Origin of the sequence: Streptomyces sp. NBC_00659 (assembly GCF_036226925.1) — a bacterium.
In the GTDB taxonomy this organism is placed as follows: Bacteria; Actinomycetota; Actinomycetes; order Streptomycetales; family Streptomycetaceae; genus Streptomyces.
In genome coordinates this window covers 5,039,431-5,066,387 of sequence record NZ_CP109031.1, presented here as the reverse complement: position 1 = coordinate 5,066,387, position 26,957 = coordinate 5,039,431, and the positions used below count along the sequence as shown (strand labels likewise).

At 72.4% G+C, this 26,957-nt stretch carries 28 protein-coding genes; 16 read left to right on the top strand and 12 right to left on the bottom strand.

The window, feature by feature from the left end; all coding sequences use genetic code 11:
• Positions 1 to 189: 189 nt before the first annotated feature.
• Positions 190 to 1,695, top strand: a complete 1,506-nt coding sequence (locus tag OG410_RS21985) for a hypothetical protein (RefSeq protein ID WP_329304197.1) — start codon at positions 190 to 192, stop codon at positions 1,693 to 1,695.
• On the opposite strand, the gene OG410_RS21980 is transcribed toward OG410_RS21985, so the two are convergent.
• Complete coding sequence (locus OG410_RS21980) at positions 1,667 to 2,932, bottom strand: threonine/serine exporter family protein (protein ID WP_329300764.1); 1,266 nt, start codon at positions 2,930 to 2,932, stop codon at positions 1,667 to 1,669. The genes OG410_RS21985 and OG410_RS21980 overlap by 29 nt on opposite strands.
• A gap of 401 nt (positions 2,933 to 3,333) precedes the next feature.
• On the opposite strand from OG410_RS21980, the gene OG410_RS21975 reads away from it, so the two are divergent.
• Genes OG410_RS21975 through OG410_RS21965 form a run of 3 tightly spaced genes read left to right on the top strand, consistent with a single transcriptional unit; the run spans position 3,334 to position 6,598 of the window.
• Positions 3,334 to 4,803 (top strand): APC family permease, encoded by a 1,470-nt coding sequence (locus tag OG410_RS21975; RefSeq protein ID WP_329300763.1) that lies wholly within the window; start codon positions 3,334 to 3,336, stop codon positions 4,801 to 4,803.
• Complete coding sequence (locus OG410_RS21970) at positions 4,800 to 5,237, top strand: hypothetical protein (protein WP_329300762.1); 438 nt, start codon at positions 4,800 to 4,802, stop codon at positions 5,235 to 5,237. The genes OG410_RS21975 and OG410_RS21970 overlap by 4 nt, the downstream gene beginning before the upstream one ends.
• Before the next feature lie 35 nt (positions 5,238 to 5,272).
• Positions 5,273 to 6,598 (top strand): dipeptidase, encoded by a 1,326-nt coding sequence (locus OG410_RS21965; protein ID WP_443063900.1) that lies wholly within the window; start codon positions 5,273 to 5,275, stop codon positions 6,596 to 6,598.
• Positions 6,599 to 6,690: 92 nt separating this feature from the next.
• On the opposite strand, the gene OG410_RS21960 is transcribed toward OG410_RS21965, so the two are convergent.
• Positions 6,691 to 7,200: a (2Fe-2S)-binding protein gene (locus OG410_RS21960; protein ID WP_329300759.1), complete on the bottom strand. Its 510-nt coding sequence runs from the start codon at positions 7,198 to 7,200 to the stop codon at positions 6,691 to 6,693.
• An 84-nt stretch (positions 7,201 to 7,284) separates the two neighbouring features.
• Positions 7,285 to 9,369, bottom strand: coding sequence for a xanthine dehydrogenase family protein molybdopterin-binding subunit (locus OG410_RS21955; RefSeq protein ID WP_329304196.1), 2,085 nt, complete (start codon positions 9,367 to 9,369; stop codon positions 7,285 to 7,287).
• A 162-nt stretch (positions 9,370 to 9,531) separates the two neighbouring features.
• On the opposite strand from OG410_RS21955, the gene OG410_RS21950 reads away from it, so the two are divergent.
• Positions 9,532 to 10,122 carry a hypothetical protein gene (locus tag OG410_RS21950; RefSeq protein ID WP_329300758.1) on the top strand — a complete coding sequence of 197 codons (591 nt, stop codon included), beginning with the start codon at positions 9,532 to 9,534 and terminating at the stop codon, positions 10,120 to 10,122.
• A 106-nt stretch (positions 10,123 to 10,228) separates the two neighbouring features.
• The gene (locus tag OG410_RS21945; protein WP_326786635.1) at positions 10,229 to 10,624 is read left to right on the top strand and encodes a TOBE domain-containing protein; all 396 of its coding nucleotides are present in this window, start codon (positions 10,229 to 10,231) and stop codon (positions 10,622 to 10,624) included.
• An 88-nt stretch (positions 10,625 to 10,712) separates the two neighbouring features.
• Here the strand turns inward: OG410_RS21945 and OG410_RS21940 are convergent, their stop codons facing one another.
• Complete coding sequence (locus OG410_RS21940; RefSeq protein ID WP_329300757.1) at positions 10,713 to 11,210, bottom strand: molybdopterin-dependent oxidoreductase; 498 nt, start codon at positions 11,208 to 11,210, stop codon at positions 10,713 to 10,715.
• A gap of 217 nt (positions 11,211 to 11,427) precedes the next feature.
• Between OG410_RS21940 and modA the strand changes: the two genes are divergently transcribed.
• The 3 genes from modA (at position 11,428) to OG410_RS21925 (ending at position 14,448) form a co-directional block, all read left to right on the top strand.
• Positions 11,428 to 12,276 carry a molybdate ABC transporter substrate-binding protein gene (gene modA / locus OG410_RS21935; protein ID WP_329300755.1) on the top strand — a complete coding sequence of 283 codons (849 nt, stop codon included), beginning with the start codon at positions 11,428 to 11,430 and terminating at the stop codon, positions 12,274 to 12,276.
• A 114-nt stretch (positions 12,277 to 12,390) separates the two neighbouring features.
• On the top strand, positions 12,391 to 13,272 hold the full coding sequence (gene modB / locus OG410_RS21930; protein WP_329300753.1) for a molybdate ABC transporter permease subunit: 882 nt from the start codon (positions 12,391 to 12,393) through the stop codon (positions 13,270 to 13,272).
• 93 nt (positions 13,273 to 13,365) lie between these two features.
• On the top strand, positions 13,366 to 14,448 hold the full coding sequence (locus OG410_RS21925; protein ID WP_329300752.1) for an ABC transporter ATP-binding protein: 1,083 nt from the start codon (positions 13,366 to 13,368) through the stop codon (positions 14,446 to 14,448).
• Positions 14,449 to 14,527: 79 nt separating this feature from the next.
• Here the strand turns inward: OG410_RS21925 and OG410_RS21920 are convergent, their stop codons facing one another.
• Entirely contained in the window at positions 14,528 to 15,460 is a 933-nt protein-coding gene (locus OG410_RS21920; protein WP_329300751.1) for an FkbM family methyltransferase, read from the bottom strand.
• An 81-nt stretch (positions 15,461 to 15,541) separates the two neighbouring features.
• Here OG410_RS21920 and OG410_RS21915 point away from each other — a divergent pair, with 81 nt between their 5' ends.
• Positions 15,542 to 16,000, top strand: a complete 459-nt coding sequence (locus OG410_RS21915; RefSeq protein ID WP_329300750.1) for a cupin domain-containing protein — start codon at positions 15,542 to 15,544, stop codon at positions 15,998 to 16,000.
• A gap of 192 nt (positions 16,001 to 16,192) precedes the next feature.
• The gene (locus OG410_RS21910) at positions 16,193 to 16,615 is read left to right on the top strand and encodes an ATP-binding protein (protein ID WP_329300749.1); all 423 of its coding nucleotides are present in this window, start codon (positions 16,193 to 16,195) and stop codon (positions 16,613 to 16,615) included.
• Positions 16,616 to 16,785: 170 nt separating this feature from the next.
• Here OG410_RS21910 and OG410_RS21905 read toward each other — a convergent pair whose 3' ends face one another.
• A complete protein-coding gene (locus OG410_RS21905; protein ID WP_020871138.1) occupies positions 16,786 to 16,989 on the bottom strand; it encodes a cold-shock protein in 204 nt (67 codons plus the stop codon).
• 281 nt (positions 16,990 to 17,270) lie between these two features.
• Positions 17,271 to 17,585: a MerR family transcriptional regulator gene (locus tag OG410_RS21900; RefSeq protein WP_329300748.1), complete on the bottom strand. Its 315-nt coding sequence runs from the start codon at positions 17,583 to 17,585 to the stop codon at positions 17,271 to 17,273.
• A 199-nt stretch (positions 17,586 to 17,784) separates the two neighbouring features.
• Here OG410_RS21900 and OG410_RS21895 point away from each other — a divergent pair, with 199 nt between their 5' ends.
• Positions 17,785 to 18,633: a hypothetical protein gene (locus OG410_RS21895; protein WP_329300746.1), complete on the top strand. Its 849-nt coding sequence runs from the start codon at positions 17,785 to 17,787 to the stop codon at positions 18,631 to 18,633.
• An 88-nt stretch (positions 18,634 to 18,721) separates the two neighbouring features.
• Here the strand turns inward: OG410_RS21895 and OG410_RS21890 are convergent, their stop codons facing one another.
• The 3 genes from OG410_RS21890 to OG410_RS21880 all read right to left on the bottom strand — a co-directional run bounded on the left by OG410_RS21890 (position 18,722) and on the right by OG410_RS21880 (position 21,077).
• Positions 18,722 to 18,943, bottom strand: coding sequence for a hypothetical protein (locus tag OG410_RS21890; RefSeq protein WP_329300745.1), 222 nt, complete (start codon positions 18,941 to 18,943; stop codon positions 18,722 to 18,724).
• Between the two features lie 477 nt (positions 18,944 to 19,420).
• Positions 19,421 to 20,017 (bottom strand): hypothetical protein, encoded by a 597-nt coding sequence (locus tag OG410_RS21885; protein ID WP_329300743.1) that lies wholly within the window; start codon positions 20,015 to 20,017, stop codon positions 19,421 to 19,423.
• A gap of 121 nt (positions 20,018 to 20,138) precedes the next feature.
• On the bottom strand, positions 20,139 to 21,077 hold the full coding sequence (locus OG410_RS21880) for a L,D-transpeptidase (protein WP_329300742.1): 939 nt from the start codon (positions 21,075 to 21,077) through the stop codon (positions 20,139 to 20,141).
• A 111-nt stretch (positions 21,078 to 21,188) separates the two neighbouring features.
• On the opposite strand from OG410_RS21880, the gene OG410_RS21875 reads away from it, so the two are divergent.
• Together OG410_RS21875 and OG410_RS21870 are read left to right on the top strand one after the other, a co-directional pair.
• Complete coding sequence (locus OG410_RS21875) at positions 21,189 to 21,746, top strand: SigE family RNA polymerase sigma factor (protein WP_329300741.1); 558 nt, start codon at positions 21,189 to 21,191, stop codon at positions 21,744 to 21,746.
• A complete protein-coding gene (locus tag OG410_RS21870) occupies positions 21,736 to 22,485 on the top strand; it encodes a L,D-transpeptidase (RefSeq protein WP_329300740.1) in 750 nt (249 codons plus the stop codon). The genes OG410_RS21875 and OG410_RS21870 overlap by 11 nt, the downstream gene beginning before the upstream one ends.
• A gap of 120 nt (positions 22,486 to 22,605) precedes the next feature.
• On the opposite strand, the gene OG410_RS21865 is transcribed toward OG410_RS21870, so the two are convergent.
• The gene (locus tag OG410_RS21865; protein WP_329300739.1) at positions 22,606 to 23,949 is read right to left on the bottom strand and encodes a helix-turn-helix domain-containing protein; all 1,344 of its coding nucleotides are present in this window, start codon (positions 23,947 to 23,949) and stop codon (positions 22,606 to 22,608) included.
• 148 nt (positions 23,950 to 24,097) lie between these two features.
• On the opposite strand from OG410_RS21865, the gene OG410_RS21860 reads away from it, so the two are divergent.
• Complete coding sequence (locus OG410_RS21860) at positions 24,098 to 24,253, top strand: hypothetical protein (RefSeq protein WP_329300738.1); 156 nt, start codon at positions 24,098 to 24,100, stop codon at positions 24,251 to 24,253.
• A gap of 90 nt (positions 24,254 to 24,343) precedes the next feature.
• Positions 24,344 to 25,591: an amidohydrolase gene (locus OG410_RS21855; protein WP_329300737.1), complete on the top strand. Its 1,248-nt coding sequence runs from the start codon at positions 24,344 to 24,346 to the stop codon at positions 25,589 to 25,591.
• A 22-nt stretch (positions 25,592 to 25,613) separates the two neighbouring features.
• Here the strand turns inward: OG410_RS21855 and OG410_RS21850 are convergent, their stop codons facing one another.
• Positions 25,614 to 26,876, bottom strand: coding sequence for a hypothetical protein (locus OG410_RS21850; RefSeq protein WP_329300736.1), 1,263 nt, complete (start codon positions 26,874 to 26,876; stop codon positions 25,614 to 25,616).
• Positions 26,877 to 26,957: the final 81 nt, after the last annotated feature.

Sequence of the window (26,957 nt, the reverse complement as noted above, 5' to 3'; positions counted from 1 at the left end):
CGTGCGAGGGTGAACCGCGACCTCCCCCGCGACCTCCCGCGCGATCTGTCCCGCGCCCGCCCCGAAGACCCTTCCGGGGTTCTTCCCACGCCCCCTCCCCCGGCCGTTCCCCGAACCGTTCCCCGGCGCCTGTCACCGGCTCTGGCCCGGGCCCGGGCCAGAGCCCGGGAACCCAGGCTCTCCCGGACGCTGCTGAGCGACCGGCCCCGGGCCGTCCTGAGCGACCTGACCGCCGCTCTGGCCGCGGCCCTGCTCGTGCTGACCGCGGCCGTCGTCGGCTACGTCATCGAGCACCGCGACGGCACGCTGTTCGTCAGCGCCGCGCCGTTGTACGGGCACTGGGGACCGCATGCCGGACCCGGCACCGCGGCCTCGGTCGCCGTGGCCGTCGCGGTCGTGGCGTACGGTCCTCTCCTCGCCGCCCGGCTGCCCTGGCGGAAGCTGCTCGCCGCCGTGTGGGCCACGACGACGGTGTGGACGTTCTCCCTCGCGCTGATCGACGGCTGGGAGCGGGGCGTGGCCCGGCGCCTCACCACGCGGTACGAATATCTCCAGGTCATCTCCCCGGTGAACCGCTTCCACGACATCCCGGCCGCCCTGCGGGACTTCACCCACCACATCCTGTTGCACTCCCCCGACCACTGGCCCGCGCACATCGCCGGGCATCCGCCGGCCGCCACCCTCACCTTCGTCCTCCTCGACCGCGTCGGGCTGGGCGGCGGGGCCTGGGCGGGCGTCTGGTGCATCACCGTCGGCGCGACGGCCGGGGTCGCGGTGCTCGTCACCGTGCGCGCCCTGGCCGGGGAGGCGCTCGCGCGCCGCGCCGCGCCCTTCCTCGCCCTCGCCCCGGCAGCCGTGTGGATGGGCACATCGGCGGACGGGTACTTCGCGGCCGTCGCGGCCTGGGCCCTCGCCCTGCTGGCCCTCGCGGTCACGGGGCGCCGGCCGCGGACGACCGGCCTCGCCTCCGGTCTCCTCCTCGGCCTCACCGCGTATCTCTCGTACGGTCTGACCCTGATCGCCGTGATCGCCGGCGCCGTTCTGCTGCTCGGACGCCGATCCCGGCTCCGCCCGCTGCCGTACGTCCTGGCCGGACTCACCGTCGTACCAATGGTGTTCACGCTGCTCGGCTTCAACTGGTGGGAGGCCTATCGCCTGTTGGTCACCCGCTACTACGAAGGGGCGGGCGGCATCCGGCCGTACGGCTACTGGGTCTGGGCGAATCTCGCCTGCACGGTGCTCATCACGGGACCGGCGACCGCGGCGGGGCTGCGCAGGGCCGGTGCGGCGGCCCTGCGCATCGGGGCGGGCCTCGTCCCCCGGGGCCGCACCGAGCGGGAACGCCTCCCCGGGGCCGAGCGGGAACGCCTCCCCGGCACGGCGCGGGAACACCTTCCCTGCACGGCGCCGGGCGCGGAGCCGGTGTCCGGTCTGGCCGACACGGGCGTTCGCCCCGCCCTTCGCCCCGCCCCGGGCACCGTCCCGCGGCTCGCCGTCCTCGTCATCGGGGCGCTGCTGGCCCTGCTCGTCGCCGACCTCTCCGGCATGAGCAAGGCGGAGACCGAACGCATCTGGCTGCCGTTCGCGCTGTGGATGCTGGCGGCGGGCGCGTTCCTCCCCCGCCCCCGTGCCTGGCTCGTCGCCCAGGCCACGTCGGCCCTGCTCCTCAACCACCTTCTGCTGACGGGCTGGTGACCGCCGGCTGGGCGAGGACCGCTCCGAGGACCAGGCCGACGGCGATGGCGGTGACGATCGTGACGAGTTTCAGCAGGTCACGGAAGCCCTCGATGACATAGCCGCCGGCCAGGGTGGTCAGCCCCCGCATGCCGAGGGAGCCGACGGTGAGGGTGAAGAAGCCGGGCAGGAGCAGCACGAGCCGGGGCGGCCGGTCCGGGCGCAGGGCGAGCCGGGTCGCGGCGGCGGCCAGGACGGCCGCCGCGACGAACGTTCCGCCCGTCTCGCCGATCGCCTTGGTAGCCAGGGACTGCACGGCCACGGTGACGTACACCAGCAGGAGCAGGAGCGGCAGCAGCCGGAAGGGGATGGCGAAGGCCAGCAGCGTGCCGGTCGTGAAGACGATCCAGCTCAAAAAGAGGGCCCAGCGCGGCAGATCGGACGCGGCGGCGATGTCGAAGAAGGCGCGGGTGGAGGTGCCGGTGAGGAACAGGCCCAGCAGGACACCGACGTAGAGCTGTACGAGGAGGAAGGCGGAGTAGACGAGCCGGATCGCGCCGGTGGTGATGTAGCCGGCGGCGAGCTCGGCCGCGGCGGCGCTCAGATAGTCGCCGGGGACGAAGAAGAAGAGCGCGGGCAGCATCAGCAGCACGGGGCCGCCGTGCGAGGTGTCCCGGGCGAACACCTCGACCGTGATCACGGAGACGGCGGTCGAGACGACCAGCGGGAGCACGGTGGCGTACCGGGGGATCCGGTCCGCCGTGACGGCCAGCACGGCGGCGACGGTGCCGAGGACGGCGGTGGCGCCGATCTCGTACCACGTGGCCTGCATCAGCGGCGCGAAGCCCAGCGTGAACAGGACGATGCCGAGCAGCTTGAGCCACCACGGGTAGGGCGGCCGGGACGTCTCGATCGCGGCCGGCCGGCGGTCCGCCTCGGCCACCCCGATCCGCCCCGCCTGCACGTCCTGGACGAGCGGTTTCAGCGCGACGACCTGGTCGAGCCGGAAGACCTCGGGGACTCCGTGCAGGGTCACCGTGCGGGAGGCGCCGCGGGTGCCGAGGGTGAGCGCGGCGCCGTCCGGCACGAGAAGGACGGAGGCGTCGGACCCCAGCGCGTGGGCGGTGTGCCGGACGGTGCGCTCGATGAGGACGGCGCCCTCGCCGCTGGACCGCAGCAGCAGCCCGGTCAGCCGGGCCAGGAACGAGGCGACCTCGTCAGGAGCGGCCCGGGTGCCGGCCCGCGTGTCCGGTCCCATCGGCCACCTCCCCTCGGCACGCGGACCCGTCGGCCGCCGGGATGCGCGCGCGGACCCGCCACCAGCGTGCGGAGCACCCGCCCCGCCCGTCGAGCCGAGCGGCCCGAACGAGTGAGGATGCCTTGCCCGGCGGGAACCGGGCCCCACCCCGACCGGGACAGGAGGGCGCCGTCGTCGAAGGAACACCCGTTGCCCCGGACGGGCGAGACGGCGCCGGAACCGCTACGGGACCAGCACCCGCCCGGGCGGGTCGTACGACGCCGGCCCCGGTCGGCACCGCCGCTCACCCGGACGGGCCACCCGCCGCGCGGCGCCGGTCACCCGCACGGGCCACCCGCCGCGCGGTGCCGGTCACCCGCACGGAGGCTGGCCCCATCGACACGGGAACAGGGAGGCGTCCGATGAGCTCGATGGACATGCCCGCGGACGCGCCACGGGAGACGGCGCGGGCCGCCCGGACTACGATCCCGGCGGCGCCGAGACTCACCTGGCTGACGCTGGCGCTCATGACGACCGCCTCGGTCGCGAGTCTGCGGGCCGCCCCCACGATGGCGGTGTACGGCCTGGCCTGCGTGTTCCTCTACCTGGTCCCGGCGATCGTGTTCCTGCTGCCGACCGCCCTGGTCTCGGCGGAACTGGCCTCGGGCTGGAACGGCGGTGTCTACCGCTGGGTGAGCGAGGGACTGTCCAAGCCGCTCGGATTCCTCGCCGTGTGGTGCCAGTTCGCGATGACGATCTTCTACTACCCGAGCCTGCTGGCCTTCGTGGCGAGCACCATCGCGTACATCATCGACCCGGCCCTGGCCTCCAGCGGCCTCTACACGGCGATCGTCATCGTGGTCCTGTACTGGACCGGCGTCTGGGTCTCCTCGCGCGGCACCAAGGCCCTGGCCGGACTGTCCAGTTGGGGCCTGGTCATCGGCACCCTGGTACCCGGCACGATCCTCGTCGTGCTCGGCATGGTCTTCCTGGCGCAGGGCAACCCCTCGGCGGCTCCCATGACGGCCAGCCATCTGCTGCCGGCCTGGACGGGCCTCGCCAGCCTCGTGCTGATCGTCAACAACTTCCTCTCGTACTCCGGCATGGAGATGAACGCCGTCCATGTGTCGTCGCTGAAGAACCCGGCGAAGGAATACCCGAAGTCGATGTTCCTGGCGATGGGCCTGGTGCTGCTGATCTTCATCCTGCCCGCGCTGGCGATCAGCTGGGTGGTGCCCGCCGACCAGACCAGCCTCACCGCCGGTGTCATGCAGGCGTTCGACGCGTTCTTCTCGTACTTCGACATCGGCTGGATGACCCCGATCGCGGCGGTCATGCTGATCTCCGCGTCGCTGGCCGGCATGCTGACCTGGCTCGCCGGACCGTCCAAGGGCCTTCTGGAGATCTCCCGCAGCGAGGGCTATCTGCCGCCGTACCTGCAGCAGTTGAACCGGTTCGGCATCCAGCAGAACATCCTGGTGACCCAGGGCATCGTGACCACGGTGATCGCGCTGGGCTACGCGTTCATCCCGAACGTCTCCAACGTGTACTGGATCTTCTCGACGATCACCACGCAGGTGTACCTCATCGTCTATCTGCTGATGTTCGTCGCGGCGATCAAGCTGCGGAAGAACCAGCCCGACCACCCGCGCGGCTACCGCGTCCCGGCGCTCAAACTGGTGTGCGTCGTCGGTTTCCTGGCCTCGGCCGCGGCCATGGTCATCGGTTTCGTGCCGCCCTCGCAGTTCGGCAGCAACAGCGTCCTGCTGTACGTCGTCATCATCGGCTCCGGTCTCGGCGTCCTCGGCGTGCTGATCCCCTGGGCGTTCCTGAAGTTCCGCAAGCCCGGCTGGCAGCTGGACACCGCTCGCGAGGAGGAGGCGGGGGCATGAGTCCCACCCGGTTCGCATCCGAGCACAAATGGATCTACTACGGCGCGATCATCCTGCTGCTCGCTCTCGTCGTGGCCGGCCTCGTGCGCTACTCGGCCATCACGACGAACAACAAGGCAACCACCAAGGCCAACGAGCTCGCCGACGCGGCCGTGGCAGCCGGTCTTCCCCGGCCCGACACCGAGCTGATCGCCAGCGTCCTGGGCACCGACGGCGGCCTGGTCTGCGACGATCCGGCCAGCGCCCTCAAGTCGGCGCTGTGGAAGATCAACGTGTCCAACGGAGCCGCGTTCGTCGGGCAGCGTCCTGTCATCGGAGACGGCAGGGCCCTCGGGGCGGAGGCCACGATCATCGAGATCTACTGCCCCGAGAAACTGGACAAGATCCAGGACAAGCTCGACGACCTGAAGACCGACGACACGGTGAGGCGGTGACCGTGTCCGAACTCGCCGAGAAGATCACCGGGTTGATGGGGCGGGCCAGGGCCGACCTGGCCGAGCTGGTCGCGATCCCGTCCGTCGCCGACCCGCGCCAGTACCCTCCCGAGGAATGCCACCGGGCCGCGCAGTGGGTGGCGGACGCCTTCACCGAGGCGGGGCTCCGCGACGTCCATCTCGCCGAGACGCCCGACGGGAGCCACGCGGTCATCGGCCACCGCCCGCCGCCCCCCGGCGCCCCCACCGTCCTGCTGTACTGCCACTACGACGTGCAGCCACCACTGGACGACGACGCCTGGACCACACCGCCCTTCGCCCTCACCGAACGCGACGGCCGCTGGTACGGACGCGGCACCGCGGACTGCAAGGGCAACATCGTGATGCACCTGACCGCCCTGCGGGCGCTCGGCGACGACGTCCCGGTCGGCCTGAAGTTCGTCGCCGAGGGGTCGGAGGAGCAGGGCACCGGCGGTCTGGAGAGTTACGTGGCCCAGCATCCGGAGCAGTTCCTCGCCGACGCGCTGCTGGTGTGCGACACCGGCAACGCGGAGGTCGGCACGGGCACCGCCACCGTCACCCTGCGCGGCCTCGCCAACCTCGTCGTCACCGTCGACACCCTGGCCGGGGAGGTGCACTCGGGCATGTTCGGCGGCCCCGCCCCGGACGCGCTCGCCGCGCTGATCCAGACGCTCTCCACCCTGCGCGACCCGGCCACCGGCGCCACGCGCGTCGACGGACTCGACTGCGAGGGCGAGTGGGAGGGTGCCGGCTACGACGAGGAGCGGTTCCGCGCCGACGCCGGCGTACTGGACGGCGTCCGTCTCACCGGGACCGGCACGGTCGCCGACCGGCTGTGGGCCCGCCCCGCCGTCACCGTCCTCGGCATCGACTGCCCTCCGGTGGTCGGCTCCGCCGCCGCCGTACCGCCCACCGCACGAGCCCGGGTGAGCCTGCGGATCCCGCCCGGCACGGACCCGGCGGCGGCCCGCGCGGCCCTCACCCGGCACCTCACCGAGGCCGCGCCCTGGGGAGTCCGGGTCGGGATCGAGGACGAGAGCGCCGGCGCCCCCTTCGAGGCGGCCACCGACGGCCCCGCCTACGCGGCGCTCGGCCGCGCCATGAACGAGGTCTACGGCAGGCCCATGGCCTTCCTCGGCCAGGGCGGCTCCATCCCGCTGTGCAACGTCCTCGCCGAGACCTACCCCCGCGCCGAGATCATCCTCATGGGCGTGGAGGAACCCAAGTGCCTCATCCACGCCCCCAACGAGAGCGTCGACCCGGCCGAGATCGAGCACATGGCCCATGTCGAGGCGCTCTTCCTCCGCGCCTACGCGGCCACGGGGGGCCGCGGCCGCTGACTCCCGGCACGGTGGCCGCCCGCGGGATCAGGCTGCCCCGGCGGTCACCCCGGTGGGATCACGGCCGTCCCCGCACGGTCGCGATCCCGCCCTCACTCCGGACCGGACAGGTCCTGGCGTTCCCCGGCCTGCGCGGAAGGACCTCGGCCGCCGTGCACGGAAGCCTTCTTGATCGCCTCACGGATGCGGGAGTAGGTGCCGCAGCGGCACACGTTCTCGATACGGTCGATCTCAGCATCCGTCGGGTGCGCCGTCTTCTCGAGCAGGGCCGCGGCGGCCATGATCTGGCCGGGCTGGCAGAAGCCGCACTGGGAGACGTCGCAGTCGAGCCAGGCCTGCTGGACGGGGTGCAGGCGGTCGCCGTCGGCGAGGCCCTCGATGGTGGTGACCTCGCGGTCCGCGCAGTCCGCCACCGGGACGACACAGGGCTGGATCTCCGCACCGTCGAGATGGCTGGTGCAGGCCCGGCAGACCCCGACACCGCAGCCGTACTTGGGCCCGGTCACATCCAGCAGGTCGCGCAGCACCCACAGCAGCGGCATGTCCGCCGGTGCCTCGACGGTGACCCGTCTCCCGTTGAGGACGAAGGAGTAGGACGGCATCAGCACTCTCTCCGGAACGGCATCGGTACTCGCACCTCTAACGGGTCTCGGAAGCAGGCCGGGAAGAGGCCTCGGAACCAGGTCTCAGAAATCGATCGGGAAACGGCGGGGACGGGTCCCCGTCGCACGGGCGTAGGCGTTGGCCACCGCTCCGGCCGCCGCGGGGACACCGAGTTCGCCGGCCCCTCCGGGCTCCCCTCCGGAGGGCATGATGTGCGCCTCGAAACGCAGCGGGGCGTTCCGCTGACGGGCCCAGCGGAAGTCGGCGAAGCTGCCCTCGCGGACGGCGCCCGCGTCAAGGTGCAGGCCGGCCGTGAGCACGGTGGAGATGCCGTCGACCGCGGTGCCCATGAGCTGGGCCTCGAGTCCGCGCGGGTTGACGGCCGTTCCGACGTCGGCGGCCATCACGACCTTGGTGACCCGCGGGTTCTTCGGGTCGCGGGCGTCGATCTCGACGAGACAGGCCACGCAGGAGCCGTACTCCTCGTGCACGGCCATGCCCTGGGCCTGTCCGGCCGGCATGCTCCGGCCCCAGTGTCCGGCCTCCGCCGCCCGGTCGAGCACCGCCCTGACCGCCTTGCCGCGCAGCGTCGTACGCCGGAAGGCGACCGGGTCCTGTCCGAGGCTCCGCGCGATGTCGTCGACGACGATCTCCTCCGCGGTCCGCATGGTCCCGGAGTCCACGGAACGCCAGGCACCCAGCGGCATCGCGAGGCCCACCGAGCCCGAATCCCCGGAGACACGGCCGAAGTTGTAGAGCCCGCTGTCGCTGGGCAGCGGGCCGGCGGCCCGGGCGGCCGTGGTGGTGACACCGCCCTGCGCGGTGGCGCCCGGCTTCTCGTACGACTCGCTCACCGACGCCGTCATGTGCGTGAACGCCACGACCCGGCCGCCCGCGTGGCTGGCCCGGATACGGTGGTGACTGGCCGGGCGCATCCGGCCGTGCCGCATGTCGTCGGCCCGGCTCCACATCAGCTTCACCGGACGGCGGGCCGCCTTGGAGACGAGGGCCGCCTCGACGGCCACGTCGTAGGTGAGCCGCCGCCCGAACGACCCTCCGCCGCGCAGGACATGGACCCGGACCTTCGAGGCGGGCAGCCCGGTCACCGAGGCGATCGTGTCGCGCGCGTCCATCGGTGTCTGGGAGGAGAACCAGATCTCGGCGCTGTGCTCCCGTACGTCCGCGACCGCGGTCAGCACCTCCATCGGGGCGTGTCCGACGAAGGCGAACTCGAACTCGCCGCCCACCTGCCGGGTGCCGAGCAGCGGGGTGCCGAGCGGCGGGACGGCGGCCCGCAGCCGGGCCCGTACGTCCGCGTCGGACAGTGCGGCGAGCGGGCCCGGTGACCAGGTGATCCGCAGGGCGTCCCGGGCCTGGAAGGCGTGGTGGAAGGTGTCCGCCACTACGGCGACCCCGCCCTCGATCCTGACGACCGCGTGGACTCCGGGCAGCGCGCGGGCCGCCCGGTCGTCGAGCGAACGGACCTTCCCGCCGAGCGTCGGCGGCCGGGCCACCACGGTCGGTTTCGCCCCGGCCACCGTCAGGTCGCCGGTGTACTTCGCCCGGCCGGTGACGATGTCCCGCGCGTCGATCCGGGAGGTCGGCCGCCCGATCACCCGGTGCCGGGAGGCCGGCTTGGGGTCGGTGGACACGGCGGGCCGGTGGATCCGGGCGGCAGCCGCGGTCAGCGATCCGAAGGTGGCCGTGCGGCCGTCGGGCGCCACGACCATGGTGTCCCGGGTGCGCAGCGCCTTCGGGGGCACATGCCAGCGACGGGACGCGGCGGTCACCAGTCTGGCGCGCGCGGTGGCGGCCAGCGCGCGGGCGGGCCCGTACAGCGAACCGACGGAGTTCGAGCCGCCGGTGAACTGGTTGCCGCTGCTCCGGGCCTCGGCGAGCGGGATCTCGACGTCGGCGAGCCGGGCGTCCAGTTCCTCGGCGATCATCATGGCGACCGCGGTGGTGATGCCCTGGCCGACCTCGACCCGCGGCAGCCGGACGACGACCTTGTTGGCCGCGGTGACCTCCAGGACCAGCATCTCGTCGTCGGTGCCGGTCACCAGGACGCCGGAAGGTCCCGCGGTGGGCTCGGCGCCCTCCGCCGGGGAGGTGTCGCAGCCGAGCGGCGCGGCGACGGTCAGGGTGGACGCGGCCAGGGTGTGGACGATGAACCTGCGGCGGGACAGCTGACGGGCCAACGAAGGCTCCTCTCCGAGCCGTCCGGGGGCGTACGACTGGTAGGAGGGGCGGATCGGCCGTGCGGTTCCCGCTGAACGTATGCGGCGTCTCTTGCGTCCCCGTACCACCGGACGGCGGACGGGGAGGATCACATGAACAGGCGGAGCAGGATCAGGGCGACCGGCGGCGTCGTGGCGGCAAGTGCCGTGGCACTCCTGGCGGTTCAGGGGTCGAGCGGCGGCCCGGGAGGCAAGGAGGCGCCCGTTGCGGAGCGCACGACCGTGTGCGTCGGCACCCGGCCGACACACAGTCTGCCCGGCAGGGAATCCTCCCTGCTCAGGGTGACGATCTACATCGACAAGCAGGGCGCGTCCCGCTACAGGAGCGTCTTCACCAGCGTGTCGGTCAACGAGCGCGGGAACACCGTGACCGTGTACCGCATCCCGTCCAAGGCGTTCGACGCGGACATCTGCGGTCACGCGGAGAAGGGGGTGAAGGTACGGATCCACGACTCGGACGTCACCTGGCGGCAGCTCAACGCCATGGTCGACCGGGTCGGCGACGACATGGACCGCTGGGACGGCCGGTTCGCGCTGTACACGGTGGGCCTCGACGGCAGCGGCCATGTGGTCTTCGGCGTCGACGACCGGGCGACGGCCGAGCCGATACTCAAGAAGGCCTTCGGGAAGTTCTGGGCGAGGCACATCCTGGTCGAGCACACGGGACAGCCGACGCTCGACTGACGAGGGCGACGGTCCGGGGCGGGGCCCTCCCGCCCTGCCCCGGGCGGCCGGCGCCCCCGGGGGTCCGGCTTGCAGGTGCGAGGACCGGCTGCCTATCGTCGCGCGTATGCAGTCCTACACCATCGGCCAGGCCGCCCGGCTCCTCGGCGTGAGCCCCGACACCGCCCGTCGCTGGGCGGACGCCGGGCGGGTGGCCACCCACCGGGACGAGGGCGGACGGCGCCTCATCGAGGGCCGTGACCTCGCCGCGTTCTCGGTGGAACTGGCCGGAGCCGGTGGCGAGGAGGGCGTCACGTCCTACACGTCCGTCCGCAACGCCTTCCCCGGCATCGTCACCGCCGTCAAGCTCGGCGATGTCGCGGCCCAGGTGGAGATCCAGGCGGGACCCCACCGGCTGGTCTCCCTGCTGACCCGGGAGGCCGTGGAGGAACTGGGCCTGGAGGTCGGCGTGGAGGCCACGGCCAGGGTCAAGTCGACCAACGTGCACATCGACCGCGCCTGACCGACCGTCAGCCGCCGGTCGCCTGCCTCCGACGGTCAGCCGCTGGCCGCTGGCCGTCGGCCTCCGACGGTCAGCCGGGGTACCAGGGTCAGCCGGGGACACCGTCCGGCCAGGACGAATAACGGCCGTCCACCCGGATGCCGTTGATGCCGCTGATGTGCCGGGCCCCGCACCGGTCCTGCGGCAGGACCAGCTGCGGTCCCGCCCGGTCCAGCGGGGTGCCGTCGATGCCGACCGCGAGCAGCACCGGAGCGTCCGCGAAGTCGGGGTCGATCTCGGCCCAGCTGAGCAGTGCGTGGTGGCCGTCCGCGCCCGCCACCGCGATGAGGAAGCGCAGCCGGTCCTTGCGACGGGACGGATCGAAGCGGGGGCCGGCGTCCCGCAGCACGTCGTGCAACAGCGGGCCCTCGAATCCGTGGTGCCGCACCCCGCTGATGGCGCACTCGAAGGCGACCCGCACCCGGTGCCGGGGCCAGGCCGACAAGTCGGGGACGGTCAGCAGAGCGGGCCGGGCGAGGTCACCGGTCAGAGCGAGTTCCGCGAGCGGGGGAGCCGGCGGCGTCGGCTGTGTCAGGGACTGACTCACTGGACAGCACCTCCCGGTGGACGCTACCCCGCGGGCGGCCCGGGGCAAACGCACATGCATACATCCGAAGCCATTGGGCACTGCTCATGCGATGCGACAGGAGACTTACAGCTCGCATATGCGGAAGTATGATCAGGCCATGGCAGAACGTGAGCTCAGGACTTGGGATCACGACGGAGGCTCCAGCGAGCCTCAGAGTCTTCGAGGGAGTAGATCCGTGACGATCCGATCCGCGCGCCGGACCAGCCGCGCCGCCCGGACCCTGCGGGTGGCCGGCGTCGGCGCCGCCGCACTGCTGGCCCTGAGCGCCTGCTCCTCCTCCGACACGTCCGACTCGCCGGACAAGGCGAACGGGTCGTCCGCGGCGTCCTCCTCGCCGAAGCTCTCCGGCACGGTGACCGTGTTCGCCGCGGCCTCCCTGAAGGAGAGCTTCACGGCCCTCGGCGAGCAGTTCGAGAAGGCCCACCCGGGCACCGAGGTCACCTTCAGCTTCGGCGGCAGCGACAGCCTCGCCGCGAGCATCACGGGCGGCGCCCCGGCGGACGTCTTCGCCGCGGCCAGCCCGAAGACGATGGCCATCGTGACCGACAAGGGCGACACGGCGACCACCCCCGCCACCTTCGTGCGCAACCAGCTGGAGATCGCCACCCTCCCCGGCAACCCGGACAAGATCTCCTCCCTGAAGGACCTCACCAAGTCCGGCCTCAAGGTCGTCCTGTGCGACAAGACCGTGCCGTGCGGCGCCGCCGCGCAGAAGGCGCTGGAGGCGAGCAACCTGAAGCTCACCCCCGTCTCCTACGAGCAGGACGTCAAGAGCGCGCTGACCAAGGTGGAGCTGAAGGAGGCCGACGCGGCGGTCGTGTACAAGACCGACGTGAAGGCCGCGGGTGACAAGGTGGAGGGCGTGGAGTTCCCCGAGTCCACCGAGGCCGTCAACGACTACCCGATCGCCCTGCTCAAGGACGCGCACAACGCGGCGGCCGGCAAGGCGTTCATCGACCTGGTGCGGTCCGCGGAGGGCCAGAAGGTACTGACGGCGGCCGGCTTCCTCCAGCCCACGTCCTGACCCCGGCCGTCCCAGCCGTCCCCGGCCGACCGTGTCCCGGCGCCCGCCGCACGGCACCTCTCCCGTGCGGCGCGCCCCTTGAAACGGACGCGCCGCACCCCGTCTCCTGAAGCCATGAGTGATCCCGTGACCCCACCCGACCCGTCCGGCGCCCCGGCCGACACCCTCGCCGGTGGGCCGCGGCGCGGGCGCGGCCGGACACCGGGCCGGATGCGGGGCGGGGCGCCGCTTCCCCTGCTGCTGCCCGCCCTCGTCGGGCTCGCGTTCCTGCTTCTCCCGCTGGTCGCGCTGCTCGTACGGGCGCCGTGGCGCAGCATGCCGGAACAGCTGTCCAAGCCCGAGGTGTGGCAGGCCCTCCAGCTGTCCCTGTTCTCGGCCACGGCGGCCACCGCGGTATGCCTGGTGCTCGGGGTGCCGCTCGCCTGGCTGCTGGCGCGCACGGAGTTCCCCGGCCGCGGACTCGTCCGGGCCCTGGTCACCCTGCCCCTCGTCCTGCCCCCGGTGGTCGGCGGTGTCGCGCTGTTGCTGGCCCTCGGCCGCAACGGCGTCGTCGGGAAACTGCTCGACTCCTGGTTCGGGATCACGCTGCCGTTCACGACGGCCGGGGTGGTCGTGGCCGAGGCCTTCGTGGCGATGCCCTTCCTGGTGATCAGCGTGGAAGGCACCCTGCGGGCGGCCGACCCGCGGTACGAGGAGGCCGCCATGACCCTCGGCGCCTCCCGCTTCACCGCGTTCTGCCGGGTCACCCTGCCCCTCATCGCGCCGGGCATCGCCGCCGGCTCGGTGCTGGCCTGGGCCCGCGCCCTCGGCGAGTTCGGCGCGACGATCACCTTCGCGGGCAATTTCCCGGGCCGTACCCAGACCATGCCGCTGGCTGTCTATCTGGCCCTGCAGAGCGACCCCGACGCCGCGATCGCCCTGAGTCTGGTCCTGCTCCTGGTGTCGATCGCGGTTCTCGCCGGACTGCGCGACCGCTGGATGACGGCCGCCTCATGACGGACACGGACACAGGTACGGACACAGGTTCGGATACGGATACAGGTACAAGTACGACGGACGCCGTGCGTACGAGAGTGAGGTGATCGCGTCATGACCGAGGCGAACCCGAAAGCGGCGGCCGCGCCGTCCGGCAAGGGCCTCGACGCCCGTCTCGTCGTCCGGCGCGGCTCGTTCCACCTCGACATCGAACTGTCCGCCGCCCCCGGTGACGTCGTCGCGCTGCTCGGTCCGAACGGCGCGGGCAAGACGACCGCGCTGCGCGCGCTGGCCGGGCTCACCCCGCTGTCCGAGGGCGGCCGCCTGTGGCTGGACGGCGCCCGTCTGGACCGTACGCCGCCGGAGTCCCGCCCGGTCGGCGTGGTCTTCCAGGACTACCTGCTCTTCCCGCATCTGTCCGCGCTCGACAACATCGCCTTCGGACCGCGCTGCCAGGGCGTGCCCAAGGCGGAGGCGCGGATCCAGGCCGCCGCGTGGCTGGAGCGCATGGGCCTCGCCGACTTCGCCGGAACCAAGCCGAGCCGGCTCTCCGGCGGACAGGCGCAGCGCGTCGCCGTCGCCCGCGCCCTCGCCACCCGCCCCCGGCTGCTGCTGCTCGACGAACCGCTCGCCGCGCTCGACGCCCGTACGCGACTCGATGTGCGGGCTCAACTCCGGCACCATCTGGCCGACTTCGAGGCCGTCGCCGTCCTCGTGACGCACGATCCGCTGGACGCGATGGTGCTGGCCGACCGGCTCGTGGTCGTGGAGGACGGCCGGGTGGTCCAGGAGGGCGGGCCGTCGGACATCGCCCGCAGGCCGCGCACCGACTACATCGCCCGGCTGGTCGGGCTCAACCTCTACCGGGGCGAGGCCGAGGGACACACCGTACGGCTGGAGTCGGGCCCGGCGATCACCACGACCGAGCGGCTCGACGGGCCCGTGTTCGTGGCGTTCCCGCCGGGCGCCGTGACCCTCCACCGCGACCGCCCCACCGGCTCCAGCGCCCGCAACCTGTGGCAGTGCCGCGTCGCGGGTCTGGAGACGCACGGCGACCAGATCCGTGTGGCCCTGTCCGGCGAACTCCCGCTCGCCGCCGACCTGACGACGGTCGCCGCGGCGGAACTCGGCCTGCATCCCGGCTCCGCCGTCTGGGCCACGGTGAAGGCGGCCCAGACGCACGCCTATCCGGCGTAGCGCCTCCGGCGTAGCGCCTCCGGCGGACCGAGCGTGTCCGGCGGACCGGGCCGGAGACGCGGGACAGGCCCCGGGTCGCCTACTTGCCCGCCGGGACCGCCGTCGCGCGGACCATCACGCAGTCGAACTCCACCACCCGGCCGGTCGCCTCCTCCCGTGACACCGGGTACATGCCGGTGATCTCGAAGCCGCGCTCCTCGTACACGCCGATGGCCTCGCCCATGCGGGGACTGCCCTCGTACAGCCGCAGTGTCGCGACCTCCGACTGCATGCCGACGAAGTCCTCCGCGCGTTCCCCGGCGCCCGCGAACACCTCCAGGTCGTAGCCCTGGGTGTCCATCTTCAGATAGGGGCGGGGGTCGTCGATCCCGGCGAGGGCCGTGTCCATCATCCCGTCGAGACGGCGGACCTCGATCTCCTCCGTACGGGTCTTGGCGAAGCGCTTGTAACGGTCCTTGCCGTAATCGCTGGGCGGGAGAAGGGAGTTCATGGTGTTCCAGCCCACATGGATGGACTGGGTGGTGTCCTCGCGGCCGAGACCGATCCGGTGCACCTGCCAGTCGGGGTCTCCCTCGGCCGCCTGCCGGAGCTTTCCGAAGGCCTCCGCCGTCGGCTCGAACGAGACGATGCGGCCGGTGTAGCCGAGGCGGCGCAACTGGCGTCCGTACTGGCCGGAGTTGGCGCCCACGTCGAAGACGCAGTTCACCTCGTACCTGTCCAGCAGCGCCGTGACGTGCTGCCCGCAGAGATAGGACGCGGCCGAGAGCTGGAACTTGCGTTCGTCGGCCGCCGTCTCCTTCTCGTCGAGCAGGAGCCGGGCACCGGTGCCACCGAGCGGCACCTGCTTCCATGCCGCCGTCCGCCCCCGCAGCACCAGATCGGCGCCCTTGCCCAGGGCGACGCGTCTGCGTACTCCGCGCCGGTAGACCACCGCGGCTCCCGATCCGAGATCCAGCACCTGCACCCCTATGCGGGGAAGCAGACCGAGCAGCTTTCTGTGAAGGGTCGCCATGGACCACACCCTGTCAGACATCCACTCGTGTCCACCGGGAGTTGGTTGAACCTCCTTTCGGCCGCGTGATACAGGCAGGGGGTGACTTCTCCTGAGACCGGAATCCCGGACCTGGCCGCCGCCCTGGGCATGAGCCCCCACCCGGAGGGCGGCTGGTTCGTCGAGACCTGGACGGCTCCGCAGGCCTTCCTGCCCGACGGCTACCCCGGACCGCGCGCCGCCGCCTCCGCCATCTACTTCCTTCTCACGCCCGGTGACACCTCCGCCTGGCACACCGTCCGTTCGGACGAACTCTGGCTGTGGCACCGCGGCGGGCCCCTCGACATCCTGCTCGGCGGCGACGGGACCAGCCCCCAGTCCACCCCGCAGGTCGTCCGGCTCGGCCCGCGTGTCGAAGCGGGGGAGCGCCCTCAGGTCCTCGTCCCCGGCGGCGTCTGGCAGTCCGCCCGGCCGGCCGGCGACGAGGAGGTTCTGGTCAGCTGCGTGGTGGCGCCCGGCTTCGACTACGACGACTTCCGCCTGCTGGACTCCGGTCGCTGAAGCGGCCGTTGAGCGCCCTCGGACCTCCCGTGGCGGCTTTGTGACGCAGGTCGTTGGTTGCGGGCCGTTCGGGTGGGGCATCACCCGAGGGCAGGACCGGCCGCGCACCGTTTCGCGCGGGTCCCGGTCGACGGGGACGGAGCCGTCGGCCGGGTGCTGGTTGTCCTGGAGGGGGGAAGAGAGGTGTCAGTCATGCGTGCGCACCAGCGCACCGTCCGGCCGACCGCCCGCGTGGAGTACACACTGCCGCGTACGGCCGTCTCGGCGGGCAGGGCCCGCAAGCTGACGACGGCGTTTCTGACCCGGCCGCGGCCGCGGCTGGCGTCGCCGACCGCGGACCAGGTGGACGACGCCACACTGATCGCCTCGGAGCTCGTCGCCAACGCCGTGCGGCACGGCCGCAGCGGCTGCCGGCTGCGGCTGCAGCTGGGGCACGGGCGGGTGACCGTCGAGGTCCGCGACGACAGTCCCGGACAGCCGCAGATCGGCGCGCTGGACACGGAATCGGAGAACGGCCGGGGCCTGGCCATGGTCCAGCAGCTCGCCCACAGCCTGGAGGTCGTCAGTACGGGCTTGGGCGGCAAGACCGTACGCGCGGTCCTGGCGGTGCAGTAGCGGCGCGTGCCCGGTGATTCCTCCACGGCGATCAAGCCGGCGATCCGGGTTTGACGCCACCGAAAATGGGAACGGGCACCAAAAATTCATGGCAATTTCCATGACCGCAAAAAACGAACGGCCGGTGCCCGCACCCTGAGGTGCGGACGCCGGCCGTCCGGTGTCCCTGACTAGGCGGGGACGATGTTCTCCGCCTGCGGGCCCTTCTGGCCCTGCGTGACGTCGAAGGTAACCTTCTGGCCTTCCTGGAGCTCACGGAAGCCAGAGGTGGCGATGTTCGAGTAGTGAGCGAAGACGTCGGCGCCGCCGCCATCCTGCTCGATGAAGCCGAAGCCCTTTTCCGCGTTGAACCACTTCACGGTGCCAGTAGCCATGTCAAATCTCCTTGGGGCAAAGCTCGAAGGTCCACACTGTGTGGACCTGCGTCGCCGCAATGATTGCCCCAACCGGAATGCACCGGTAAAAACTTTGGGAACCACAACTGCAACTGAAATCGACAGTAGCACGTCGACCGCCTCGAAGCGGGCGCACTATCTCACCCCGGCGTGGGGAATATCAAAACCTCGCGGGCTCGTGCACCAAATTCTGCACCGGCCGGAGCAGATATCCGGGCCCCGTCGGGAAAACGCCGCCAGGGAGGCCTCTGCCGTCCCGTTCACGCGTCCTGCGGTGTGGAGCCGCGCAGCTCCTCGTTGATCCGCAGAGCCTCGTCGAGGCTGTCCTCCAGCGTGACGATTCTGCAGGCGGCCTCGACGGGCGTGCCCTGGCCGACGAGGTCCCGGGCGCGGGCGGCGATCCTGAGCTGGTTGCGGGAGTACCGCCGGTGGCCGCCCTCGGAACGGAGCGGTGCGATCAGCCCGGCCTCCCCGACGGCCCGCAGGAACGCGGGGGTGGCGCCGATCAGCTCGGCCGCACGTCCCATCGTGTAGGCGGGGTAGTCGTCGTCTTCGAACCGATCGGTGGGGCTCATGGTGCTTCCCTGGTGCGCGTGCATCACCATCCACTCTGGCAGATCCCCGCCGGTGCCGGCCCGGGCACCCGGCACCTGCCCGGTGGCATCCGCGCGCCGCACTCACCCGGACGGCCCGGTGCGCTGGTGGGGGACCGTGGCCGGTGGTGGCGTGGAAGGACACAGCCCGTCCTCGGGACCGTCCTCGGGAGGCCCTCGCATGATCCGTCCGTCCTGTCTCCTCGCCTCCGCCCTGACCGCGGGGATGCTGCTCTCGACGGCCGCCTGCTCGAACGGCGGAGGTGACGGCGGAGGCTCCGGCCGTACGGACTCCCCCGCGTCCCCCGCCTCCACGGTCCCGGCCTCTCCCGTCGCCGAGGAGCCCGGCGCCGCGTCGGCCTCGCCCTCCCCTTCCGTGCGTACGCTCACGAAGGCCGAGGCGCAGACGGCGCTGATCACCAACTCCGACCTGGGGTCGCAGTGGGACGAGTCGAAGGGCGTGGCGGCCTGGCACGACGCGCTGCTCAAGAGCAAGGTCGACGCGTCGGCCTTCGTCACCGACAAGGGCGACGCCAAGGAGTGCCAGAAGCTGCTGGACGGCCTGTACACGGAGGACCTGCTGGGCAAGCCGCAGGGGGCCGGGGCCGTCACCGGCTTCGACGACAGCGACAACGACGCCCAGATGCGCTACGAGGTCGCCTCGTACGGGAAGAGCGCCCTGGACACGCAGCTGAAGTGGCTGAAGACGCTGCCGGACATCTGTGACGAGTTCACGGCGGTCAACGGCAAGGGCGACCGGCAGACGGTCCAGGTCGTCTCGACGGCTCTGCCCGATGTGGGGGACGCCCGCCAGGGCTTCCGGCTGACGATGAGCGGCGAGCTGGAGGGCGACCCCGAGACACTGACGCTCGACTTCGCGGCGGTGCGGGTGGGCGACAGCGCCCTGTCCCTCACCAACGGCGGCCTCTCGGGAACCGAACACCAGTCCACCGAGCAAGCGGTCAAAGCGGGTACGAACCGTCTGAAGGACGTACTGGCCGGAAAGTCGCCCGCCCCGACCCAGGGCTGAGACACGACAGGGTCAGTCCCGGGCACACCACGGCCCGGGCAACCTGTTACGGGGTTGCCGCGGGCCGGAGGTGTTCAGAGAGTGCGCGTCAGAGCCGGTCCATCCGGGAGTAGGGGCTCAGGACGCGGACCTGGCGGGCGCCGAAGTCGACGAGCATCGCAATGCCCTCTTCGACGCCGACGATCGTGCCCAGGCCGTACTGGTCATGGGAGACGCGGTCTCCGAGGCTGAACTCCTTGGCCACGGGGACGACGGGTGCAGCGAAGGGGCTGGTGGGCAGGTGGCGCCGGGGCGCGGAGGATTTACTCATCGTGATTCCAGTATGGGCCCTATTCCGGCGGGCGGTAGGGCTTGATGGTCTCGATCCCGCTCCGACTCGGCGTCCCCGCGGACTACGGGCCACGGCGGGCGGGCGTCCCCTCGCACGTTCCCTGCCCGGCCGGCCGCGCGTTCCGTGAGGTCATCCGCCGGGACGTCGGCTCCACGATCTTTCCGGTGCGCGGAGCCGTCCGCCGGGCGAGCCTGTCGCGGACCGGACAACCCGTGACGGCGCGTCCGGGGCCGGGCCGGCCCCGGCGCCGCGGGCCGTCGGCACAGCGGCGACGAAGGGGGCGCGCGCCCGGCGCGCGCCCGGCCGACCGGCCCCACGGGCGACGCGATTCCGGCCTGCATCCGGGAGGCCGGCCGTCCTCCCGGATGTCGGACCGGTGGCCGGAGCCGGCCGGTACCGGGGGAGCGGCGGGGCGCGGGAGCCGGCCGGGAAGGACCGGCTCCCGCGCCCGATTGCTCAGTTCAGGTCCAGCCGGGAGTAGACCCCGCCCTCGGTGTCGCGGACGACGATGTGCTTGACGCCGAAGTCCTTGTCGGAGGCGGGCAGGTCGGTGCTGACGTACCAGACGCCCCAGCCGGGGTGGCCCGCGAGCTCCAGGAGCTCGGCGTGCAGGGTTCCGGCCGTGGTCCGCACCGTGACCCGCGAGGCGGTGCCCGTGCCGCCGTGGTACTCGCCGGAGAGCGTGGCGTGGCCCTCGGCGGTGACCTCGACGAATGCCGAGACACCGGGCGTGTGGAGGTCGATGTTGCCGTTGACCATGTTCGTGAACTGGGGATCGGGGTTGTCGAGCGTGGTCCAGTGCTTGCCCTCCGGCGTCAGCCAGAACTCGGCGCCGCCGGGCTCCGTGACGTGCTCGTCGGGCGCGACGATCCGGGCCGTGGGCGCGGTCCTCGCCGAGAGGGCGGAAGCGTGCGCCGACAGCACGGTGCCGTGCGCCGGCCGGGCGGCGGCGGGCGCCTGCTTCGCGGTCGGGACGCCGTAGGCGGCCGTGGGCGCCGTGATGAGCGCGACGGCGACCACGGCCGCGGCCGCGTACCTCTTCATACCTGCCATGAACGGACAACTCCTCGTGATGGGGGCGATGTTCGGTTGGTGCGGGGCGCCGCTCCCCCGTGCGGACCTGCGGCGCCCGCCGGCCGGACGACGCCGGCCGGAGATCTTGTGCGCGGACGCGTCAGCCGAGTGCGCTCGTCGCCCGCCACTGGTCCCAGGTCAGGTTCCAGTCGCCGTAGCCGTTGCCGACGGCGACCGTGTCCCGGGAGCCGACGACCTTGACGACGTCGCCGGGGACGACCTCGTCGAAGAACCTCTTCGCGGGACCGCCGGTGGCGAGTCCGACACAGCCGTGCGTGACGTTCTGACGGCCGCCGTAGATGTTCGCCTTCGGGTTCTGGTGGAGGTAGGTGCCCGAGGCGGTGAGGTGGACGGCGTAGTAGTAGTAATCCGCGTACGCGTCGCCGTAGCCGACCGATCGCGAGTCCATGAAGACCCTGGACGCCTTGTCGGAGACGACCATCGTGCCGTTCCAGGTGTCCATGCCCGGCGCGCCCGCGGTGATCGGGACGCGGCGCGACGATCCGGCCGTTTCGAGCGTCATGACGTGTGTACGGACATCCACTGTGGCGACGAAGGAGCGGCCCACCGTGAAATGCCTGGTGATTCCAGCCCCGGCCCGGACGGTGACCGCCGTGCCGGGCTTCCAGTACGTGCGGGGCCGGAAGTCGACCCGCTGTCCGTCGGCGAGGTTGTGGCCCTTGACCCACCCCCAGGAGCCCTCGGCCTCGGCGGTGACCTTCAACTGCCTTTCCACATCCGCTCGTTCGGCCACGGGTATCGGATGGTCGAAGGTCACGGAGACAGGCATGCCGACCCCCACGGTCTGCCCGTCGGCGATGTTGATGTGCGCGCCCGTCAGGGACTTGAGCGTTGGGGCCGAGGGCTTGGGCCGTTCCTTGCCCGTGGCACCGGCGGCCGGCCGTCCGCCCTCGGCTCCTTTGCCCCCGCCGTCGGCAAGCGCCTGCGCCGAACATCCGGCGAGCGCGAGCACGCATACGGCCGCCGCGCTCCAGGCGCGGGCCAGACGGCCCCGGCCGCCTCTCCGTCCCGTGGTCATGGTGATCCCCCTGTGGTGTGTTTCGATGTGCGACGTACGGGACTTGTACGCACGGCGGGGGCGGCCGGGTTGCATACGGCCGGCGGGACTTCGGACATTCGGGCGGGGGGCATGACCGAGGAAGAGTTCGACGCGTTCTACGCGACCGCCTTCCCCCGGCTGACCGGTCAGCTCTACGCGTTCACGGGGGATCACGGCGAGGCGCAGGACGTCGTCCAGGAGGCGTTCGTCCGCGCCTGGGACAGGCGGCGCGAGTTCCTCGCCGACGGTGCTCCCGAGGCGTGGATACGGACCGTGGCGACGCGGCTCGCGGTGAGCCGCTGGCGTCGGGCCCGCCGCTGGCTGGAGCTGGTGCGGCGCACACCTCCGGCCGACCACGCACCGGGCCCGGGCCCCGAACGCACCGCGCTCGTGGCCGCGCTGCGAACGCTGCCCGAGGCCCAGCGGATGGCGATCGTTCTGCACCATCTGTGCGACTTGAGCATCGAGCAGGTAGCCTCCGAAACCGGTGCCCCCGTCGGCACGGTCAAGGCCCGGCTCTCGCGTGGCCGGACGGCGCTGGCGCGGGTGCTCTCGGAGGATCCGGCGGACCTGGCCGGCTCCGCGCGTCCGTCGGGGTTCGCCGGCACGTCCGGCAAGGGCGAGAGGGAGGACGACCGTGTCCGATGAACTCGCCTCCGCCCTGCGCGAGTTGGCGAACGAGGCGGAGAGGCCTCCGGTGCTGAGCGGTGCGGAGATCCGCGGCCGGGCGTCGGGCCGACGGCGCCGCCGCCGTACGGCTCTGGCCGCGGGCGGCGTCTGCGTCGCGGGCGCGCTCGCCCTGGTCGCCGTGGTGGGCCTGGACGGAGGGGCGCAGCAAAAGCCGCCGCCGGCCGCGAGCCCGACCGCCGTCCCGAGCCTGCCGACGGCGTCGCCGGACGCCACGATCGATCTGGGCAGGCGCGTGATCTCCGTCGCCGGCCACCGGCTGACGCTCCACGGCGACAGTCTGACCGGCGACACCCCGACGGTCCGGATGACGGTCACAGAGAAGGAAGCCCACTTGAAGGTCTCCAGCAAGACGGTCGGCCTCGGCGGCGGCTACTCCTTCGAGGCCTCCTGGGTGGTCACGCTCACCGGGCCCGACGGCAGAACGGACTACGTGGGCTCCCTGGGGACCGGTGACCAGGCCATCTCCGACCCTGACCACGGCTGGATCGGCCTGGACATGACCGATGCCAAACTGCTGTACGACCGGCTCGAACCGGGCGCCGTGGTCGAGATCCGCCCGTCGGCCAACGCCTCGGCCTCCTCGGCGGCGCACCGGGGCAGTGCGACGGCGGGCTCGGGCGTGGCCACCGGCTCGGACGCGGCCACCGGCGCAGCGGCCGGCTCAGGAACGGGAACCGGGGGAACCTCGGGCGGCTAGCGCGGCCTTCGCGGCCGGGCGGGCGCGCCCGGAGTCCGGCAGCACCAGCGGCACTCGCGTCCCGCACCCCTCAGCCCTCAGCCCTCAGCCCTCACCGGAACGACCGGCGCCCGCGTGTCCTCAGAGGGGCGGCTGGGCCGGAGCGGGGCCGAGGGTCGTCGTGCCCGGGGCGGTGCGGTGGCCGAGGCCGGTGCGGTAGGCGTCCAGAGCCGCTTCCACCCGGCCGGTGCGCCGCAGCAGGTCGCCCAGCAGCCGGCACAGGTCCGCAAGGTCGCCCGCCGCGCCCGCCCGCTCCAGCAGGCTCATCGCCCGCACATAGTGCTCCTCCGCCGCCTCGGTGTCGCGGGTGTCCTCCGCGATGATCCCGAGCAGGCGGTGCGCGGCGGCGGCGTGGATGGCGCCCCGCTCGGAACTCAGGTCACCGAGCACCTGCCGCAGCAGTCCGTCCGCCTCGTCGGACTTGCCGCGCCGGTGCAGCACGTCGGCCAGTTCCACCGCGACCTGGCTGGTGTACAGCGCGGCCCGCTTCGCGGAGAGCATGGCCTGCGCCTCACGCAACTCACCCTCTGCACGCTCCAGTTCACCGTTCTGGGCGTACAGATAACCGCGCATCCAGTGGCAGTTGGCGAGCTCGGTGCGGATCTGGAGCTGCCGGTAGAGCTCGGCGGCCTTGGCGAGGGAGGCGTCGGCCTCGGTGATCCGCCCTTCGGCGATCATCGTCCGCGCCACCGACCGGTGCATCCGCGCCACCAGCGCCGGGTCCTGGACCTGCGGCGCGAGGGCGAGCGCGAACTCGGCGGCCTGGGCGGCACGGGCGTGCGCGCCCATGTCCATGTAGGGCCCGATGACTCCCGTGTAGAGGAGGAGCAGCGCCTCGGGATCGTGCAGGCCCGTCCGGTTGAGCTCGTCGATGGTCGACTCGAACAGGTAGCAGGCGTAACGGAGTTCACCGGCCAGGTAGTGGGAGACCGCCCGGCCGCGTACGGCGGGCACCCGCTGCGGCAGCGGCGCGTCCCCCATCCGCTGCTCCGACTCCTCGAAGCGCCGCTGCGCCGTCTCCAGATCCCCGGTGTCCAGAGCGCATTCGCCGAGTCCGAGAAGCGCCGCCGCCTGCTCGGCGACCAGTCCGTGGGCCTCCGCCTCCGCGAGCAGAACCACGTAGACCTCGGCGGCCACCTCGGCCTCTCCGGTGGAGAGCGTGCGCTGCGCGTCCGTCAGCCGCAGCCGCAGGCCGGTGGCGAGATGGGCGGGCCGCCCGGTCGCCAGCTCCTCGTACGCGATCCCGAGACGCCCGGCTATGTGCCGCAGCGCGGGCTCGGAGGCCCGCACCCGGCCGGCCTCCAGAGTGGAGATGTACGCGGGCGTGTACACGGGCTCCGCCAGCTGCTTCTGCGTCAGGCCTCGTTCTGTGCGCAGCTGTTGCACCCTGCGCCCGATGATCTCGGGGTCGTCCCGCTCCGCCATGAACCAAGCATGCCATCAAGCCGAGTTGAACCGGTCCGGCTTTTGACTACTGTCCAGTCTCGGACCCTCTTGCGACGGAAGCCGGGAGCCTCTACGTTAAGCGCCGGATTAAGCCTGCTTAATACGCCGCTGTTGTTGCGAGGTCACCGTGCTCCGACGTATTTCCGCGCGCTACTCCAGAGGGTTTCTCGCCGCCGTCATCGCGGTCGCCGCGCTGGTCACGGCGGCGAACGTCGGCCCGGCGAGAGCGGCCGAAGCGGCCCCCACGGCACACACCACCGCGGTCACGACCGGCCCCCGGTAACTCCCCGCGGGCCGTCGACGCGCGCTCCCCGAGTCGTACGACAGCGGCGAATTTCCCGTACGGGGCAAACACGGCGCCTACAGTGAAGCGGTGACCTCTACCGCCGCTCGTACCGCGCTGGACCTCACCGCCGACCTCCCGGTCCCCGCCCTGGAGGACTTCTACCGGGATCTGCACCGGCATCCCGAACTGTCGCTGCGCGAACACCGTACGGCCGCCGCCCTCGCGGAACGGCTGCGGAAAGCCGGGTACGACACGACCGAGGGCGTGGGCGGTACGGGCGTCGTCGGCGTTCTGCGGAACGGGGACGGGCCCACCGTCCTGCTGCGCGCCGACATGGACGCGCTGCCCGTGGCAGAGGAGACCGGGCTGCCGTACGCCTCGGCGACCGACGGGGTCATGCACGCCTGCGGTCACGATCTCCACGTCACCTGGCTCGTCGGCGCGGCGAAGGCGCTCGCCGCCGGGAGGGACACCTGGTCCGGCACGCTGGTGCTGGTCGGACAGCCCGCCGAGGAGACCGGCGGGGGCGCGGCCCGCATGGTCGCGGACGGCCTCCACGAACGCTTCCCGGTGGCCGACGTCCTGCTCGCCCAGCACGTGGTGCCCGGCCCCGCCGGGCTGTACCCGCACTCCCCGGGTCTGATCATGTCCGCCTCGACCGACCTGGACATCGTCGTGCACGGGCGGGGCGGGCACGGTTCGCGGCCCGAGACGACCGTCGACCCGGTGGTGACGGCCGCGTACATCGTGACGCGGCTCCAGACGGTCGTCAGCCGGGAGATCGCGGCCCGGGAGTCCGCTGTGCTCACCGTGGGGCGGATCGAGGCCGGCACCCGGCACAACATCATCCCGTCCGAGGCCCGGATCGCCCTGAACCTGCGGACGCAGTCGCAGGACGTGCGGGAGCGGATGATCGCCGCCGTGCGGCGCGTCGCGGCGGGCGAGTGCGCGGCGGCTGGCTGCCCGGCCGAGCCCACGGTCACCGTCGGCGACGACTTCCCGGTGACCGTCAACGACGCCGGCACCGACCGCCGGATCGCCGCCGTGCACGGCGAGGTCTTCGGCACCGGGACGGTCCTCGACCCCGGTCCCGCCATGGCCAGCGAGGACTTCCCGCGGCTCGCGGTCGGCCGGATCCCCTACTCCTACTGGTTCGTGACCGGCACCCCGGCCGACGTCTGGAACGCCGCCCCTGGCGGCGACGACCTCATGACCAGGCTCGCGTCCGTGCCCAGCAACCACAGTCCGCACTTCGCCCCCGACCTGTCCACGGTCGCGCCGGGCGTACGGACCCTGGTATCGGGGGCGCTGGCCTCGCTGTCGGCCGGGAAGTGAACTCTCCCGGTCCGGGTTTCGCTCAGGTCTGCGTCTGCAACTGGCTGAGCTGGCGCCTGACATGGTCCAGCGCGCCCTCCCGGCGTCCGGGCACCCGTTGTCTCAACCGGGCCAGTTCCGCCCCGAGTTCACGGGCCCGCGCCGGATCGTCGATACGGCCCCACTGGTGGTGCGCGCGGTCCACGGCCGACTCCACCTCCGGGGCGCCCGGGGCCTGTCCCGCGTCCAGCCGGTTCGCCGCGAGGGCCAGCCAGCCACGGCAGCTGCGCTCGGCGTCCCCCGCGAACATCGCCAGGTCGGCCCGTACCTCCATCCAGTGCAGCACCGGCTCGGACCCGGACCCGTGCGTCCGCAGCGCCTCCCGCTCCCACCGCGCCGCCAGCGCGAACGCGTCCTCGTGGCGTCCGTCGCGGACCGCCGCGGTGATCTCCTCATGGGGATCGGGGGAGACCGAACCCCCTCGCCGGCCGGCCTGACCGGGAAGCTGCACGGACGACCCGGACGGCGCGGACGACCCGGACGGCGCGGTCGGCACGGACACGGACGGCGGAACCGGCGGGTGCGGTGGACGCGCGGGCGCGTGCGGCGGAGCCGTGACCGTCGTGAACTCCGGAGCCGGGGGCCAGGGTTGCCCGGCCCATGCCCGCCCGGGCGCGAGCACCAGGTCCGCCGCTCCAGGCCGGGCGTTCTCCTCGCCCGCGATCCTCGTCAGAGCCTGCTGGTGAAGCTGGTCGGGGGAAGGGCGGTGGCCGCTGCGGAGCAGGGTGGCGACGGCTCTCATGTACGCCGGCTGTGCCACCGTCCGGCGCGACGGCGGCGGGGCGACCCGGCCGTACAGCTCGGTCGACGGGCCCGCCGTGAGGGGGCGCCCGGCGAGGAACTCCCAGGTGTCCGTGTCCGCGTGCAGGTCGACGAAGACGGTCGTCGAACCCGGTGGACGCAGCCGGAGTTCGTCGACGACCCAGCGCCAGGGGAAGGCCGTGTAGCGGACCGTCGCCGGGGTGGTGCGGGCCAGCGCGAGGTGCGGAAGCCGCTGGCGGCGGTCCAGTTGGAGCTGTCCCGTCACGAACATGGTCAGCGGTCCGGGCGCCGTCGCCGCCGCACGCAGCCGGGTCAGGACGGCCTGCGGCTCCAGCGGGTCGGCCAGTTCGACGACGTTGGCCGTCTCGGTGCCCGACAGCACCGGAGGGGCGACGGCCGCGAGTATGGGGAGCACGGAGGCCGCGTCCACCAGACACCCCCTGCCCACCGGCGAAGCTGCGAGGAGCAGCACGGTTCCGGGCACAGGTTGCCTCCCCCATCGATCGGACACATCAGCACCGTAACGGCTGCGCATGCAAAGAGGGGACGTGAAAGGGACGAACCC

Excerpts from the sequence above, each read along its gene's own strand:
- OG410_RS21890 (WP_329300745.1), bottom strand. The coding sequence starts at position 18,943 with ATGAGTAAATCCTCCGCGCCCCGGCGCCACCTGCCCACCAGCCCCTTC.
- OG410_RS21960 (WP_329300759.1), bottom strand. The coding sequence starts at position 7,200 with ATGCCGTCCTACTCCTTCGTCCTCAACGGGAGACGGGTCACCGTCGAG.
- OG410_RS21880 (WP_329300742.1), bottom strand. The coding sequence starts at position 21,077 with ATGACCACGGGACGGAGAGGCGGCCGGGGCCGTCTGGCCCGCGCCTGG.
- OG410_RS21950 (WP_329300758.1), top strand. The coding sequence starts at position 9,532 with ATGAACAGGCGGAGCAGGATCAGGGCGACCGGCGGCGTCGTGGCGGCA.
- OG410_RS21895 (WP_329300746.1), top strand. The coding sequence starts at position 17,785 with ATGATCCGTCCGTCCTGTCTCCTCGCCTCCGCCCTGACCGCGGGGATG.
- OG410_RS21965 (WP_443063900.1), top strand. The coding sequence starts at position 5,273 with ATGGGGCGGGCCAGGGCCGACCTGGCCGAGCTGGTCGCGATCCCGTCC.
- OG410_RS21905 (WP_020871138.1), bottom strand. The coding sequence starts at position 16,989 with ATGGCTACTGGCACCGTGAAGTGGTTCAACGCGGAAAAGGGCTTCGGC.
- OG410_RS21975 (WP_329300763.1), top strand. The coding sequence starts at position 3,334 with ATGAGCTCGATGGACATGCCCGCGGACGCGCCACGGGAGACGGCGCGG.
- OG410_RS21980 (WP_329300764.1), bottom strand. The coding sequence starts at position 2,932 with ATGGGACCGGACACGCGGGCCGGCACCCGGGCCGCTCCTGACGAGGTC.
- OG410_RS21875 (WP_329300741.1), top strand. The coding sequence starts at position 21,189 with ATGACCGAGGAAGAGTTCGACGCGTTCTACGCGACCGCCTTCCCCCGG.
- modB (WP_329300753.1), top strand. The coding sequence starts at position 12,391 with ATGAGTGATCCCGTGACCCCACCCGACCCGTCCGGCGCCCCGGCCGAC.
- OG410_RS21910 (WP_329300749.1), top strand. The coding sequence starts at position 16,193 with ATGCGTGCGCACCAGCGCACCGTCCGGCCGACCGCCCGCGTGGAGTAC.
- OG410_RS21925 (WP_329300752.1), top strand. The coding sequence starts at position 13,366 with ATGACCGAGGCGAACCCGAAAGCGGCGGCCGCGCCGTCCGGCAAGGGC.
- OG410_RS21885 (WP_329300743.1), bottom strand. The coding sequence starts at position 20,017 with ATGGCAGGTATGAAGAGGTACGCGGCCGCGGCCGTGGTCGCCGTCGCG.
- OG410_RS21945 (WP_326786635.1), top strand. The coding sequence starts at position 10,229 with ATGCAGTCCTACACCATCGGCCAGGCCGCCCGGCTCCTCGGCGTGAGC.
- OG410_RS21920 (WP_329300751.1), bottom strand. The coding sequence starts at position 15,460 with ATGGCGACCCTTCACAGAAAGCTGCTCGGTCTGCTTCCCCGCATAGGG.
- OG410_RS21900 (WP_329300748.1), bottom strand. The coding sequence starts at position 17,585 with ATGAGCCCCACCGATCGGTTCGAAGACGACGACTACCCCGCCTACACG.
- OG410_RS21865 (WP_329300739.1), bottom strand. The coding sequence starts at position 23,949 with ATGGCGGAGCGGGACGACCCCGAGATCATCGGGCGCAGGGTGCAACAG.
- OG410_RS21970 (WP_329300762.1), top strand. The coding sequence starts at position 4,800 with ATGAGTCCCACCCGGTTCGCATCCGAGCACAAATGGATCTACTACGGC.